A 14,319-nucleotide genomic window follows, 5' to 3' on the forward strand; every position below is an offset into this window, starting at 1 on the left:
CGTTGCAGGCTCAGAGATCAAGCACCAGCATTGCGCTTCTGGAGCGTGAGCAACAAGGTGTGAATTGATCATTGAGGGCCTGTTCCTCCTCGGTCAGGAACAGGTCGCGATGCTCCGGTTCGCCAGCCAGGACGCGAGTCAGGCAAGTGCCGCAGATGCCTTGTTCGCAGGACATGGGAATGTCAAAGCCTTTGCCCAGCAGCACATCGATCACCCGGGTGTCGGCGGGAATCGACAGCACCTCGCCGGTACTGCTGATTTTCACTTCAAAGGCGCCATCCGCCGAATGATCCATCGGTGCGGCGCTGAAGTATTCACGGTGCAACCGCTCCTCGGGCCAGCCTTGGGTGCGGGCGCTGGCCAGAATGTACTCCATGAATCCCCCCGGCCCGCAGACGTACAGGTGGGTATCCGGCTCGGGGTTTGCCAGCACTTCGGCAGCCTGCAGCTTCTGCGCATCGGTGCCGCTGTCGTAATGAATCTGCACTTGCCCGGCAAACGCTGCCTTCGCGAGGCGCTCTCCGAAGGCGGTACGCTCCGCTGAGCGAGTGCAGTAGTGCAACGTGAAATCGGCACCGGTGCTGGCGAGTTTTTCGGCCATGCAGAGGATCGGCGTAACCCCGATGCCGCCGGCGAACAGCAGAGTGCGACGGGCGTCGTGGTCTAGCGCAAAGAGGTTGCGCGGTTCACTGATCTGCAATACGTCGCCGACCCTGAACTGCTCGTGGATATGGCGCGAGCCACCCCTGGAGTCAGCATCCTTGAGCACCGCGATCTGGTAGCGATGCTGCTCGTGGGGAGGGTTGCACAAGGAGTACTGGCGGGTCAGTCCATTCGGCAAATGCACATCGATATGCGCGCCGGCCTCGAAGGCGGGCAGGGCGCCTCCATCGGCCAGTGCCAGTTCAAAGCTGCAGATATCCAACGCTTCGGTGTGTCTGGCGACTACTTTTACTTCGAGCATGGCGGCACCTGTTGAAAGATCCGTTAGGGGGCTGACTCAGGCGCTGGCGATCAGCGTCGAGGGGGCGGTCGGTCCGGCGGCTGTTTCCTGGGCGATGTACCTGTCAAGGACGCGCCGCGCCTGCACGCCACCGGCATCGATATTGAGCTTGAGCAGGCTGCGCTCGGGATGCGCGAGCAAGTTCTGTTGCTGGCGTTCGAGCATTTCCAGGTCTTCGGAGAAGATCTTGCCCTGGCCTTCGCGGATGCTCTCGGTGAGCGCTTGGTCCTGTGGGTTGAAGTTGCGCGCCATCCCCCAGAAGTACCAGATCGAGGTGTCGGTTTCGGGAGTGATGAAGTCAACCACAATGCTGGCGGCCTTGTGGGCGGGGTCGGCGTTGTAGCCACCTTTACCGGCGTGCGCTACACCGACTTCGATCATCACGTGGCTGGGAGGGGTGAAGCGGCAGATCTGCCAGCGGTCTACCGGAACGTCGTCGGCCAAGCCGTTGCCACGCAGGGCCATGCGCCAGAACGGTGGTGCGCCGATGTTTTCCATGTGGCGACTGGTGACCACCAGGTCGCCGTCGACAGTGGTCTTGGGCGCGGCTTCGTCGATTTCCTTTTGACCGATGCTGCTGGCATGGACGTAGGTCTCGTGGGTCAGGTCCATGAGGTTGTCGATCATCAAGCGATAGTCGCAGTTGATGTGAAAGAGCCCGCCGCCGTAGGCCCAATCCGGGTGGTCGGCCCATTCCAGAGGGTGAATCGAGGTGGGGTCGGCAAGGGCCTGGTCACCGGTCCAGACCCAAATGAAGCCGTAGCGCTCTTCAACGGCAAAGGCGCGGATGGCGGGGAAACCACGGACACGCTGCCCCGGCATTTCCAGTGTTTTTCCGTCACAGCCCATGGTCAGGCCGTGATAGCCGCAGATCAGCTTGCCGTCCTCGACAAAACCCAGAGACAGCGGAGCGCCACGGTGTGGGCAGAAGTCTTCAAGGGCCGCCACACGACCCTCCGGGCCACGGTAGAAAACGATTTTCTCACCACAGATCTGCCGGCCCAGGGGCTTTTCCTGGATTTCATCGGGCGTGCAGGCAACGTACCAGGCATTTCTCGGGAACATGATGAAGGTCTCCTTGGGGTATTTGTTTTTATTGGCTCAATAGTTATATATGGTAACTATGTTCGTCAACCTAAAGCCCGGGCCGATGTCAACGACCCAGGTGCCGAAGAAGAAAGGCGCTGATCTGGTCCAGTGCGCGGCGGGCTTCTTCGAGTTGATCGCCCATGCTCTGGAAGACATGAATCATCCCCGGCCAGACGTCCAGGTGTACCGCCACTTCGGCGGTGGCCAGGCGGCTGGCGAGCCGGGTTGAGTCGTCCAGCAGGCATTCCCGACTGCCGACCTGGATCAGCACTGGCGGCAGGCTTTGCAGGTCGCCGTATAGAGGGGAGGCCAGCGGATTCAGTGGCTCGGCGCCCTGCAGATAGGTGTCGGACATCAGGGTCTTGCCAGCAAGCGGGCCGAGCAATGGATCTCGATCCTTCTGCAAGTTCCAGGACTCACCGGTCTGAGCCATGTCCACCCAAGGCGACATCAGTACCGCAGCCGCCGGCAGCGGCAAACCAGCGGCCTTGGCGGCCAGCATCAGGGCCATGCACAGACCGCCGCCGGCACTGTCGCCGGCCAGTACCAGGTGCTCGGCGCTCACGCCTTTTTCGAGTAGTGCGCGGTAGACCCCCAGAGCGTCCTGTATGGCGGCCGGAAAAGGGTGTTCCGGAGCCAGGCGGTAATCGATGCAAAGGGTACGAATCCGGCTGCGGGCCGCCAATTGGCTGATGAGCGGGCGATAGGCCCGGGCACTGCCGAATGAGTAGCCTCCGCCATGCAGGTACAGCAACACGAAGTCAGGCCGGGTATCGGTGGGAATGGCCCAGAGCCCGCTGACGCTGGCCAGGCTGGCGGACTCGAAGGTCACGCCCTCGGCACAGGAGGCGGCACCGAAGAGCTGTTCGGCCTGTTGACGTTGTTGATCGGTCGTCAGCGAGCTGAGGGGGGGCAGTTTGCTGAGTTGTTCGATGAGGCCGTCGATGTTGTTGTTAGGGGGCATGTGGTCTCCGGGGCGCGCTTTGTGGGTTAAACAAGTTAGCTGTGATAATAGTTAATTGACATAACTAAATTAGCAAGATAATTTCGCTTCATCCACAGGGAACAACAACAGAGGGTGTGTGAAATGAGCAATTACGAAGGCCGTTGGCAGACCGTTAAGGTCGACGTCGAAGAGGGCATCGCCTGGGTCATCCTGAACCGACCGGAAAAACGCAATGCCATGAGCCCGACCCTGAATCGGGAAATGGTCGAGGTGCTCGAGGTGCTTGAGCAGGACGCGGATGCCAAAGTGCTGGTGTTGACCGGTGCCGGCGAGGCCTGGACGGCGGGGATGGACCTCAAGGAGTATTTCCGTGAGGTCGATGCCGGGCCGGAGATTCTCCAGGAGAAGATCCGTCGCGAGGCGTCGCAATGGCAATGGAGGCTGCTGCGCATGTACAGCAAGCCGACCATCGCCATGGTCAATGGCTGGTGTTTCGGCGGTGGTTTCAGCCCGTTGGTGGCGTGCGATCTGGCGATTTGCGCCGACGAGGCCACCTTCGGCCTGTCGGAAATCAACTGGGGCATTCCACCGGGCAACCTGGTCAGCAAGGCCATGGCCGACACCGTAGGCCACCGTCAGTCGCTGTACTACATCATGACCGGCAAGACCTTCACCGGGCAGAAGGCTGCCGAGATGGGGCTGGTCAACGAGAGTGTGCCGCTGGCGCAGTTGCGTGAAGTCACCCTGGAACTGGCTCGGAACCTTCTGGAGAAAAATCCGGTGGTGCTGCGCGCCGCGAAGATTGGCTTCAAGCGTTGCCGCGAGCTGACCTGGGAGCAGAACGAGGATTACCTGTATGCCAAGCTTGATCAGTCACGTCTGCTCGATACCGAAGGCGGACGCGAGCAGGGCATGAAACAGTTCCTCGATGACAAAAGCATCAAGCCCGGCTTGCAGAGCTACAAGCGCTGATCGCCTTCCCCGGGCGCATCCCGGGGTTGACCAAGCTGTTCGAATAATCACAAAAACAAGCTGTTCAACAAGGTCATAACAAGCACAAGGTAGCGGCCTGGCGCCGCAATGCGCTGCAGATGTCCCGCTCTTGCGAGCCGGCATGAATCGCAGCGCGACCCTTGATGGAGGAAGGCGAAGTGAGTGTCGAGCCCCAATCGCAGTCGGTTTTGTCCACCGCTGCCCAGCCGATTTACCGCCGCGTATCCATCGGCCATGCGCCGATTCAGGTGCGCGAGGATGAGCGCGGCATCCTGCATATGCAAGCGTTGGAGCCATTGAGTCCGCTGCCTCAACGCTTGCTGGATCGTCTGGTGCACTGGGCCAGTATCTGCCCGGAAAAAACCTTTATCGCCGCGCGTCAGCAAGGGGGAGAGTGGCGGCACATCAGCTATGCGCAGATGCTTCAGAGCACCCGAGCCATTGCCCAGAGCCTGCTCGGCTACGGGTTGTCCGCCGAGCGGCCGCTGGTGATTCTTTCAGGCAATGACCTGGAGCACATTCAGTTGGCCTTCGGTGCGATGTACGCGGGCATTCCCTATTGCCCGGTGTCGCCGGCCTATTCCCTGCTGTCGAAGGACCTGGCCAAGCTTCGGCATATTGTCGACCTGCTGCAGCCGGGGCTGGTGTTCGCGGCCGACGCGCAACCGTTCCAGCGGGCCATTGAAACCCTGCTAGCGGATAGCGTTCCCCTGATCTTCACCCAAGGCCGATTGGCCGGTCGCCCGTGCGTCTCTTTCGACAGCCTGCTCAGTGAACCGGGGGGCGCCGAGGCCGATGTGGCGTTCAGGGCGACCGGGCCTGACAGCATCGCCAAGTTCCTGTTCACCTCCGGTTCGACCAAGCTGCCCAAGGCGGTGCCGACGACCCAGCGGATGCTCTGTGCCAATCAGCAGATGCTCCTGCAGACCTTTCCGGTGTTCGGCGAAGAGCCGCCGGTACTGGTTGACTGGCTGCCCTGGAACCACACCTTCGGTGGTAGCCACAACGTCGGCATCGTCTTGTACAACGGTGGCAGTTTCTATCTGGACGACGGCAAACCGACGGCTCAAGGGTTCGCCGAAACCTTGCGCAATCTCAAGGAGATTTCACCGACGGCTTATCTCACGGTGCCCAAGGGCTGGGAGGAACTGACGCGCGCGCTGGAGAACGACGGTGAGTTGCGCGAGCGCTTTTTTTCCCGGATCACCTTATTCTTTTTTGCCGCCGCCGGGTTGTCGCAAAGTATCTGGGATCGGCTCGACCGGGTTGCCGAGGCCCATTGTGGCGAACGCGTGCGCATGATGGCCGGGCTGGGCATGACTGAAGCCGCGCCTTCTTGCACCTTCACTACCGGACCGTTGTCGATGGCCGGTTACATCGGGCTGCCGGCACCAGGCTGCGAGGTCAAACTGGTTCCGGTGGATGGCAAACTCGAGGGCTGTTTCCGTGGCCCGCATGTCATGGCCGGGTACTGGCGCAACCCTGAACAGAACGCCGAGGCGTTCGATGCACAAGGTTATTTCCGTTCGGGTGATGCGCTCAAACTGGTCGATGTAAGCAACCCGCAACTGGGGCTGATGTTCGACGGCCGCATCGCCGAGGACTTCAAGTTATCGTCGGGTGTGTTTGTCAGCGTCGGCCCGTTACGCAATCGTGCGGTACTGGCGGGTGGGCTGTATGTACAGGATGTGGTGGTCGCCGCGCCTGATCGAGAGTGCCTGGGATTACTGGTTTTCCCCCGGTTGGCGGATTGCCGGACACTGGCCGGACTGGCCCGCGATGCGTCGGATGCCCAGGTGCTGGCGGCAGCGCCGGTGCGCAACTGGTTCTCCCATTGGTTGCACCGCTTGAACGACGAAGCCACGGGTAACGCCACGCGGCTGCAATGGATCGCTCTACTGGTGGAGCCACCTTCGATCGATCTCGGCGAGATCACCGACAAAGGTTCGCTCAACCAGCGAGCAGTCCTGCAATGGCGTGCGGCGAAGGTCGATGCGCTGTATCGCGGTGAAGACGACAGCCTCATCTACGACGGTAACGGTTTGTAGCCGTATCAGCTGAGCCTGTGGGAGCGGGCTTGCTCGCTCCCACCATGGGATCCTCACTCAGCGTTTTCGTTGTGATAAACCTTGTGCAGCAACGCCAGCAACTGCTGGCGTTCGACCGGACTCAGGCTTGAGGTGGCGGTGATGTCACTCTGGGCTGCGATCTCCTTGAGTTGTTTGAGGAGTACTTCCCCGGCTTTGCTCAAAAAGATGCCGTACGAGCGCTTGTCAGGTTTGCAACGAACCCGCACCGCCAGGCCACGGCTTTCGAGCTTGTTCAGCAACGTAACCACTTGTGGCGGCTCAATGGTCAGTGCGCGGGCCAGATCGGTTTGCATCAGCCCTGGCTCACTCTCGATGATCACCAATGCAGAGAACTGTGCCGGGCGCAGGTCGAACGGGCGAAAGTCTTCGATCAACTGCTGGAACATTTTCAATTGCGCGCGGCGCAGGGCATAGCCAATCAGCGAATCCAGAGAAGCGTCCAGTGGAACGTTCTCGTCAGGAGCGGCAAGCGCTTGGGTGGTGGCGCCAGGCTTTCTGGGCATGGGGTGAGAATCCTTGAGCTTCATAGTTAACATCGTTAATCATTTTCGCACTGTTCACCGTGCACTGACCAGCCTGAATCAGGCCGAGGCTTGTCGGTACTTCTTCAGTCGGTAAGCAAACTGCGCGCGGCTCAGCCCTAGCAGTCGCGCGGCGGCGGCGAGATTGCCTTCACTCTTTTGCAGCGCTTCGTCGATCAGGCGCGACTCAAGCCCTTCAATGGAGAAGCCGTGTTCCAGGCGAGCCAGGGTTTCCAGCAAGGCTGGATGCGGCTGTGTGCCGGCGGGACTTTGGTCGATTGCTGCGAGGCTGCCATTACCGTCCAGAGAGTACGCCTCCTGCGGCATGGGTTCGTTGCGAAACAGGTGGACCAGATCGATGGCTTGACCGTCTTCGCTGGCGATCAGGCCGCGCTCCACCAGGTTTTGCAGTTCCCGTACGTTGCCCGGGAAGTCATAGCGCAACAACACCTTGAGCGCGCGCATGGTCAGCCCGGCGGGCTTGCGGGCATAGGCCTGACAGAAGCGCCGCAGGAACGCGTTGACCAGCAACGGGATGTCGTCGCGACGTTCGCGCAGTGGCGGCAGGGTGATGGGGTAGACGTTCAGCCGGTAGAACAGGTCCTCGCGAAAGTCTCCCGCCGCCACGGCCTTGCGCAGGTCGACATTGGTGGCCGCCACCACCCGGACGTCAACCTTGATCGGCTGACTGCCGCCGATGCGCTCGATCTCGCGCTCTTGCAATGCACGCAGCAACTTGCCCTGGCCCGGCAGGCTCAGGCTGGCGATTTCGTCGAGGAACAGGGTGCCGCCATGGGCGCGCTCGAAGCGTCCGGGGCGCGAATGGCTCGCGCCGGTATAGGCGCCGCGTTCGACACCGAACAGTTCCGCCTCGATCAAATTGTCCGGGATCGCGGCGCAGTTGAGGGCCACGAAAGGCGCTTGATGGCGGGGGCTGAACTGGTGCAACTGACGGGCGAACAACTCCTTGCCGACCCCGGACTCGCCGCTGAACAGCACCGTGGCAGGCGTCGGCGCAACGCGCTGCAAGGCGAGGGTCGCGGCGTTGAAGGCTGCGCTGGCGCCAATGGGTTTTTGCCCGCCGGATAGTTCGCTGTCGTCGTCCTGGGGGGCGGGCGCCGGGGCTGGACGTTGTCTGGGGGCGACGCCGGAGGGCGAGGCGGTGAGATAACTCAGGTCCTGTTCGACATCGCCCCATTGCTCGGCGGTCTTGCCGATCACCCGGCAGCACTCATGGCCCATGCCCCGGCATTCGGTTTCACGGAAGATCACCAGACGGCCGAACAGCCCGCTGACATAACCGATGGCATAGCCCAGTTCGGTCCAGCACACCGGGTCCTGACCGATCCCGTACGCGGCGATATGTTCATCGGCCTCACAGGAGTGGTGCCAGAGGAATTCACCTTCGTAGAAGCCTGAGTCGGCGTCGAATTTGAAGTGCAGGGGTTCGACCTTGGTCATGCCTTCGAGTGTATGCAGACGCGTGCCGGCCGAGAAAATGGCCGCGGCGTCGGCGTCTGGCCAGCGCTCGCGGATCAATCGCGCATCCCGTGCGCCGGACAGATAGCCGGTGCGGGTAAACAGACCGCGGGTTTGCTCCAGCCCCTGGCGGTCGATGATCTCCCGCCGCAGCGCGCCGAAGGATGAACTGTGCAACAGCAGCATGCGCTGGTCGTTGAGCCAGATACGTCCGTCGACGGGGGAAAAGAACAGGCACTCGGCTAACTCGGCCAGGGTCGGTGAGTTGCCCTCGGCCAGTTGCGTGCTGTCTCCTCGGGGCGAGAAATGCTCATCCTGCACCGTGAGATGAGGAAGCAGCGAATGGGGATTATTCATTGTTATGCCCCTGAGCGAGTCGACTGATCGAAATGATCAGTTAGCAAAACAGTTATTAAACATAACTTTATCATTTGAACAAGTGGCGGGATGCCACCCCTGCGCCGAACACCTTGTCCTATTTGTCAGTGCTCCTCCCAAGCCAGCAGGCCAGAGCCTTCGCCACCTAAAGCGCGGCGCAATGCAGAAAGTCGGCACAGCCCTTGCTCTACAGCTTTCACGACGCAGACGACCTACATCGTTTAGTAAGGCCGCGTCAGGCAATTACAAACACAAGAGCCGGGAGACCGAAATGTCGGTAAGTGAACCATCTGATTTTCTGCGGGACGAGCTGTGGTGCGAGCGCATCTTCAATGGCGACTGGATACGTCCATTGGGCGGCAGCAACAGCGTCATCGAACCGGCCACCGGTGAGGTGCTGACCGTCACAGGTTTGGCCGATGCGGCGGACATCGCGTTTGCCAGCCTGAACGCTGCCCGTGCTCAACCGGCCTGGGCGGCCATGGGGCCACGGGAACGCGCCGGGATCTTTCGCAAAGCCGCAGCACTGGCCCAGCAACACTTTGCCGAGCTGGCGCTGTACATCGCTCGGGAAAGTGGCGGCAGCCTGTTCAAGGGTGAACATGAAGTCCGTGAGGCGATCGTCTTGCTGCATCAGGCTGCCGGCCTGCTGTCGCAGCCCCATGGCCTGGTCCTTCCCAGCGAGGCGGGACGTTTGTCTTATGCGCGCCGGCTGCCCCATGGCGTGGTCGGGGTGATCTCGCCCTTCAACTTTCCTCTGGTGCTGTCCCTGCGTTCAGTGGCACCGGCGCTGGCGGCCGGCAACGCCGTGGTGCTCAAGCCCGATCCGCAGACCCCGGTCAGTGGCGGTTTCATTATTGCCCGGTTGTTCGAGGCGGCCGGTCTGCCCAAGGGGCTGTTGCAGGTTTTACCGGGCGCCGCAGTGGCCGGTGAGGCCCTGTGCCGCGACCCGCATGTCCGGATGATCGCGTTCACCGGTTCGACGGCGGCCGGGCGCAAGGTCGCGGAGGTGGCCGGGCGTCATCTGAAAAAAGTCGCCCTGGAGCTGGGCGGCAAGAACTCGCTGATCGTGCTCGAGGATGCCGATCTCGAGCTGGCAGCCAGCAACGCCGCGTGGGGTGCCTGGCTGCACCAGGGCCAGATCTGCATGGCCACCGGACGCATCCTGGCCCATGAGTCAATCGCGCAAGAGCTGATTTGCCGGCTGGCAGAGAAGGCACGGGCGATCACGGTCGGCAATGCCGCTCGTGGCGAGGCGGTACTGGGGCCTTTGATCAACAAGCGGCAGTTGCAACGCGTGCATGAAATCGTCACCGAGAGTGTGAAGGCCGGGGCAACTCTGGAAGCCGGCGGCGAGTTTGAACGGCTCTTTTACCAACCGACGGTACTTTCCGGCGTGCGCCCGGGCATGCGCGCATTCGACGAGGAGATCTTCGGCCCGGTCGCCACGGTGGTGAGTTTTGCCAGCGACGAGGAAGCCATCGAATTGGCCAGCCACACCGAATATGGCTTGTCCGCGGGGATCATTTCGCCTTCGGTCGGGCGCGCGATGGCGATTGGCGAGCAACTCAATTGTGGTCTGCTGCACATCAACGATCAGACGGTGGCCGACGAGTGCATCAATCCATTCGGCGGACGCGGCAGCTCGGGAAATGCCGGCAGCGTTGGCGGCCCGGCCGACTGGGACGAATACACCCAATGGCAATGGGTGACGGTCAAGGACACCGCGCCGCGCTACCCGTTCTGACGGGCCAGCTTTTTTACCGGGGCCGACGAGATGGGTCGGCCCACCGAGTGCACAAAAATAATAAGAGGACTCAACATGAAACTCGACAACAAGATGGTGCTGGTGACCGGAGTCTCCTCGGGTATCGGCGCCGCCACTGCAAACCTGCTGCGCGCCCACGGCGCCCAAGTGATTGGCGTGGATCTGAAGGCCCCGCACATGACCCTGGACGGTTTTGTGCAAGGTGATTTAAGCAGTGCCGAGAACATCGACCGGCTATTGCCGCAGTTACCGGCACGGATCGACAGCCTGTGCAATATCGCCGGGGTGCCGGGCACCGCAAACCCGCAACTGCTGGCGACGGTCAACTACCTGGGGCTGCGTCACCTGAGCCGCGCATTGCTGCCGCGCATCAACGCTGGCGGCAGCATCGTCAATATCGCCTCGATCCTCGGCGCCGAGTGGCCGTTACGCCTGGAACAGCACAAGGCGTTGGCGCGCATCGAAGAGTTCGCCGCCGCGCAAGCCTGGCTGGCCGAGCACCCGGTACCGGACGAGACCTGCTACCAGTATTTCAAGGAAGCCTTGATCGTCTGGAATTACCTGCAGGCCCAGCCCTGGTTTCTCGAACATTCAGTGCGCATGAACAGCGTGGCGCCGGGCCCGGTGTTCACACCCATCCTCGGCGACTTCGTGAGCATGCTCGGTGAAGCACGGACCCAGGCCGATGCCCATCGCATGAAACGCCCCGGTTATGCCGATGAGGTGGCGGCGGTGATCGCTTTCCTGTGTGCCGACGAGTCGCGCTGGATCAACGGCGTCAACCTGGCAGTCGATGGCGGACTGGCCTCCACCTACATCTGAAACGCTGTGGTGAGGGGGCTTGCCCCTGTTCGGCTGCGAAGCAGTCGTAAAACCGGCACACGAGTCTCTTGAGAGAACTCGTTGCCTGAATTCAGGGCCGCTGCGCGCCCCAGCGGGGCAAGCTCCCTCGCCACACGTGCAAAGCCATGGCAAAAAATAAAAATAATGAGGAGCGTCCATGAACAACGTTAAACGTTGCTTTCGTTTCAAGCATTGCGCCCTGTTTCTGGCGTTATGCAGCGCAGGCGTGATGGTCGAAAGGGTCGAGGCCATGCAAATGGAGCTTGGGGATTCCGACTGGAAACTGCGTTGGGACAACACCATCAAGTACAGCCAGGCCTGGCGTCTGCAAGGTCAGGACAGCCGATTGGTCAACGCGCCGACCGCCAACGGCCTGTACCCCTCTATCCAGAGTCAGGGCGATAAAAACTTCAGCAGCGGCCTGGTCTCCAACCGTCTGGATCTGTTCTCCGAAATGGACCTCAGCCGGAAAAACTATGGGCTGCGCGTGAGCGGCGCGGCCTGGTACGACGATATCTATAACCAGGACACCGACAGCAGCGAGCAAACCCATTTCCTCAGTGAAACCCGCAAGCTCCACGGTCGCGACGCTGAAATTCTCGACGCCTTCGTGTTCCTGCGCGGTGACCTGGGCGAAGACTCCCAGGGCGTGGTGCGTCTGGGGCGGCACAGCTTGATCTACGGTGAAAGCCTGTTCTACGGTGGCAACGGCATCGCCAATGCCCAAGGCCCGACCGATGTGGTCAAGTTGCTCAGCGTGCCGGGCACCCAGTTCAAGGAGATCCTGCGTCCGGTCAATCAGATCTCCGGGCAGTTGCAGATCAACCCGCAGTTGTCGGTGGGTGCCTACTACCAGTTCGAGTGGGAGCGCTCCAATCTGCCCGGTGCCGGCAGCTACCTGAGCGATGTCGATGCTATCGGCTACGGCACCGGTTCGCTGCGCGAAGTGTTCGGCAATGACACGGTGAATGGCGGTGATTTGAAACCGCGAAATTCGGGGCAGGGCGGTATGCAGATTCGCTTCAAACCCACCGGGACCGAGCTGGAGCTGGGTTTCTATGCCGCGCAGTATCACGACAAAACCCCGATTGGCCTGTATGCCTACCTCGACGGTGCAGCCGCGGCGGCCACCGGGTTGCCGATCCTGAGTTCCTATCGTCAGGTCTACGCCGAAGATATCAAGACCGCCGGCGTCAGCTTCTCCACCGCTTATGGGCCGTTCAACTTTGCCGGTGAAACCTCCGTGCGCTGGAATGCGCCGCTGGTGAGCAACCTGCAAGTGGTGACTCCAGGCATGGAGGCCGATGGCGGCGATGACTCACTGTTTGCCCGGGGCAAAACCGCTCACGCCAACCTGTCGGCGATTTACCTGCTATCGCCGACGGCTTTCTGGGACGGCGGCTCGGCACTGGCCGAACTGGCGTGGAACCGAACCCTGAGCGTCACCGAGAACGCCGCCGCGCTGGATGCCAACACCACACGCGATGCCACGGCGCTCCGGGTATTGGTGGAGCCTGCGTACTTCCAGATTGTCGACGGGATCGACCTGACCGTGCCGATCGGCATGGGCGTGGTGCTCGATGGGCGTTCTTCGGCCGTCAACAAATCGGGCTTCGGCAATACCCATTCCGGCGACTGGAGTGTCGGGGTCAAGGCGACCTACCTGCAGCGCTGGGATGTCGGCCTCAACTACGTGAACTTCTTCGGGGCCCCGAAAGCCGGGCTACGCGAGGACGGCAATTTCAGTTACGGGCAGTCGCTGGCCGACCGCGACTTCGTTTCGCTCTACGTGAAAACCTCATTCTAATAAGGTGGATTCGCCATGCAAAACAATGCTTTCCTGAACACTTGCGTCCTCACCCTGGCCCTGGCTGGCATCAGCCTGGCGCAGGCGGCGGTATCGCCTGAGCAGGCAGCACGTTTGAAGTCTGAACTGACGCCTCTTGGCGGCGAGCGCTCCGGCAACGCCGATGGCAGCATCCCGGCCTGGGATGGCGGCTACACCAAGGCCGCGCCGGGCTACAAACCGGGTGACAAACGTCCTGATCCATTCGCCGGCGAGAAGCCGCTGTATTCGATCAAGGCCTCGAACATGGAGCAGTACGCCAGCGTGCTGGCCGAAGGCACCAAGATTCTGTTGAAGAAATACCCGGACTATCGCCTGGACATATACCCGACCCATCGCTCGGCGGCAGCCCCGCAATGGGTGTATGACAACACCAGCAAGAATGCCACCCGTGCCACGCTGGATGTGGAAACCGAAAAAGTCGCCAGCGCCTATGGCGGCATTCCGTTCCCGATCCCGGAGAACGGCGCGCAAGTGCTGTGGAACTACCGGTTGTCCTGGCAGGGCGGCGAGACCATCAGCTCGCCGTTCGATACCTGGCTGATGACCGCCGGTGGCAAGAAGGTCCAGGCGACCCGAGCCCTGTTCAGCTATCAGTTTCCCTACTACTCGGAAAGTGGCAGCCTGGAAAATTTTGCCGGCAAGTACCAGGTTGGCAAGCTGCTGACCGAACTGCCGTCATCCAAGGCCGGCGAAGGCTTGATGACCCATTGGGACATGGACCCGGCCAACCGTGCGGCCTGGCAGTATCTGGTCGGTCAGCGCCGGGTACGCCGAGCGCCGAACATCGCCTACGACACCCCGGACTTCGTCACCTCTGGCGTCGGTCTGTTTGACGAAGCGTTCATGCTGTTCGGGCCTACCGACCGCTACGATCTCAAGCTTGCGGGCAAGAAAGAACTGATCGTCCCCTACAACAATAATCGCGCCGGCCTTGCCAAGAGCGACGACTTGGTCAAACCGAACTTTCTCAATCCTGATCTGGTGCGCTGGGAGAAGCATCGGGTCTGGGTGGTCGAGGCCACGCTCAAATCCGGCAAGCGCCATGTGGTGCCGCATCGAACCTACTACGTCGACGAGGACTCCTGGCAGATCCTGATGGTCGACGGGTATGACGCCCAGGGCAAACTGGGACGGCAGATGTATTCGCTGACGCTGCTGGCGCCAGACCTGCCGGCGCTTACTGCGCAAGTCATGTGGGGCAGCTACAACCTCGATACCGGCGCCTACTTCCTTAATTCTTCGAGCAACGATCTGGCGGTCCAGTACCAGACGATCGCAAAACCTTCAGCTTCCTATTACACACCGGACGCCATGGCCAACGAAAACATGCGTTGAACCATGGAGCGCCGTGACGAGCGAA

The 14,319-nt window shown here is 61.3% G+C and carries 11 protein-coding genes; 6 read left to right on the forward strand and 5 right to left on the reverse strand.

Annotated elements, in window-relative coordinates:
* Positions 1-10: 10 nt before the first annotated feature.
* From AACY49_RS03895 to AACY49_RS03905, 3 genes are all read right to left on the reverse strand, one after another.
* A complete protein-coding gene (locus tag AACY49_RS03895; protein WP_339521695.1) occupies positions 11-964 on the reverse strand; it encodes a PDR/VanB family oxidoreductase in 954 nt (317 codons plus the stop codon).
* 36 nt (positions 965-1,000) lie between these two features.
* A complete protein-coding gene (locus AACY49_RS03900; protein ID WP_258700391.1) occupies positions 1,001-2,068 on the reverse strand; it encodes an aromatic ring-hydroxylating dioxygenase subunit alpha in 1,068 nt (355 codons plus the stop codon).
* 88 nt (positions 2,069-2,156) lie between these two features.
* Entirely contained in the window at positions 2,157-3,056 is a 900-nt protein-coding gene (locus AACY49_RS03905) for an alpha/beta hydrolase (protein WP_258700392.1), read from the reverse strand.
* 123 nt (positions 3,057-3,179) lie between these two features.
* Here AACY49_RS03905 and AACY49_RS03910 point away from each other — a divergent pair, with 123 nt between their 5' ends.
* Positions 3,180-4,010, forward strand: a complete 831-nt coding sequence (locus tag AACY49_RS03910; RefSeq protein ID WP_258700393.1) for a p-hydroxycinnamoyl CoA hydratase/lyase — start codon at positions 3,180-3,182, stop codon at positions 4,008-4,010.
* 164 nt (positions 4,011-4,174) lie between these two features.
* The gene (locus AACY49_RS03915) at positions 4,175-6,079 is read left to right on the forward strand and encodes a feruloyl-CoA synthase (RefSeq protein ID WP_339521696.1); all 1,905 of its coding nucleotides are present in this window, start codon (positions 4,175-4,177) and stop codon (positions 6,077-6,079) included.
* A 53-nt stretch (positions 6,080-6,132) separates the two neighbouring features.
* On the opposite strand, the gene AACY49_RS03920 is transcribed toward AACY49_RS03915, so the two are convergent.
* Both AACY49_RS03920 and AACY49_RS03925 read right to left on the reverse strand, forming a co-directional pair.
* Positions 6,133-6,624: a MarR family winged helix-turn-helix transcriptional regulator gene (locus AACY49_RS03920; RefSeq protein ID WP_258700395.1), complete on the reverse strand. Its 492-nt coding sequence runs from the start codon at positions 6,622-6,624 to the stop codon at positions 6,133-6,135.
* 78 nt (positions 6,625-6,702) lie between these two features.
* Positions 6,703-8,478, reverse strand: coding sequence for a sigma-54-dependent Fis family transcriptional regulator (locus AACY49_RS03925; RefSeq protein ID WP_258700396.1), 1,776 nt, complete (start codon positions 8,476-8,478; stop codon positions 6,703-6,705).
* Positions 8,479-8,770: 292 nt separating this feature from the next.
* Between AACY49_RS03925 and AACY49_RS03930 the strand changes: the two genes are divergently transcribed.
* The 4 genes from AACY49_RS03930 to AACY49_RS03945 all read left to right on the forward strand — a co-directional run bounded on the left by AACY49_RS03930 (position 8,771) and on the right by AACY49_RS03945 (position 14,294).
* Positions 8,771-10,246 (forward strand): benzaldehyde dehydrogenase, encoded by a 1,476-nt coding sequence (locus tag AACY49_RS03930; protein ID WP_339521697.1) that lies wholly within the window; start codon positions 8,771-8,773, stop codon positions 10,244-10,246.
* A 75-nt stretch (positions 10,247-10,321) separates the two neighbouring features.
* Positions 10,322-11,089 (forward strand): coniferyl-alcohol dehydrogenase, encoded by a 768-nt coding sequence (locus tag AACY49_RS03935; RefSeq protein WP_339521698.1) that lies wholly within the window; start codon positions 10,322-10,324, stop codon positions 11,087-11,089.
* A gap of 178 nt (positions 11,090-11,267) precedes the next feature.
* Entirely contained in the window at positions 11,268-12,917 is a 1,650-nt protein-coding gene (locus tag AACY49_RS03940) for a DUF1302 domain-containing protein (protein WP_339521699.1), read from the forward strand.
* 15 nt (positions 12,918-12,932) lie between these two features.
* On the forward strand, positions 12,933-14,294 hold the full coding sequence (locus AACY49_RS03945) for a DUF1329 domain-containing protein (RefSeq protein WP_320394358.1): 1,362 nt from the start codon (positions 12,933-12,935) through the stop codon (positions 14,292-14,294).
* Positions 14,295-14,319: the final 25 nt, after the last annotated feature.

It is taken from the genome of Pseudomonas sp. EL_65y_Pfl2_R96, from assembly GCF_963970905.1.
Classification (GTDB): Bacteria; Pseudomonadota; Gammaproteobacteria; order Pseudomonadales; family Pseudomonadaceae; genus Aquipseudomonas.

Bases quoted from the DNA above. Each gene is read 5' to 3' on its own strand.
- AACY49_RS03900 (WP_258700391.1), bottom strand. From the start codon at position 2,068: ATGTTCCCGAGAAATGCCTGGTACGTTGCCTGCACGCCCGATGAAATC.
- AACY49_RS03905 (WP_258700392.1), bottom strand. From the start codon at position 3,056: ATGCCCCCTAACAACAACATCGACGGCCTCATCGAACAACTCAGCAAA.
- AACY49_RS03930 (WP_339521697.1), top strand. From the start codon at position 8,771: ATGTCGGTAAGTGAACCATCTGATTTTCTGCGGGACGAGCTGTGGTGC.
- AACY49_RS03895 (WP_339521695.1), bottom strand. From the start codon at position 964: ATGCTCGAAGTAAAAGTAGTCGCCAGACACACCGAAGCGTTGGATATC.
- AACY49_RS03920 (WP_258700395.1), bottom strand. From the start codon at position 6,624: ATGCCCAGAAAGCCTGGCGCCACCACCCAAGCGCTTGCCGCTCCTGAC.
- AACY49_RS03915 (WP_339521696.1), top strand. From the start codon at position 4,175: ATGGAGGAAGGCGAAGTGAGTGTCGAGCCCCAATCGCAGTCGGTTTTG.
- AACY49_RS03935 (WP_339521698.1), top strand. From the start codon at position 10,322: ATGAAACTCGACAACAAGATGGTGCTGGTGACCGGAGTCTCCTCGGGT.
- AACY49_RS03945 (WP_320394358.1), top strand. From the start codon at position 12,933: ATGCAAAACAATGCTTTCCTGAACACTTGCGTCCTCACCCTGGCCCTG.
- AACY49_RS03925 (WP_258700396.1), bottom strand. From the start codon at position 8,478: ATGAATAATCCCCATTCGCTGCTTCCTCATCTCACGGTGCAGGATGAG.
- AACY49_RS03910 (WP_258700393.1), top strand. From the start codon at position 3,180: ATGAGCAATTACGAAGGCCGTTGGCAGACCGTTAAGGTCGACGTCGAA.
- AACY49_RS03940 (WP_339521699.1), top strand. From the start codon at position 11,268: ATGAACAACGTTAAACGTTGCTTTCGTTTCAAGCATTGCGCCCTGTTT.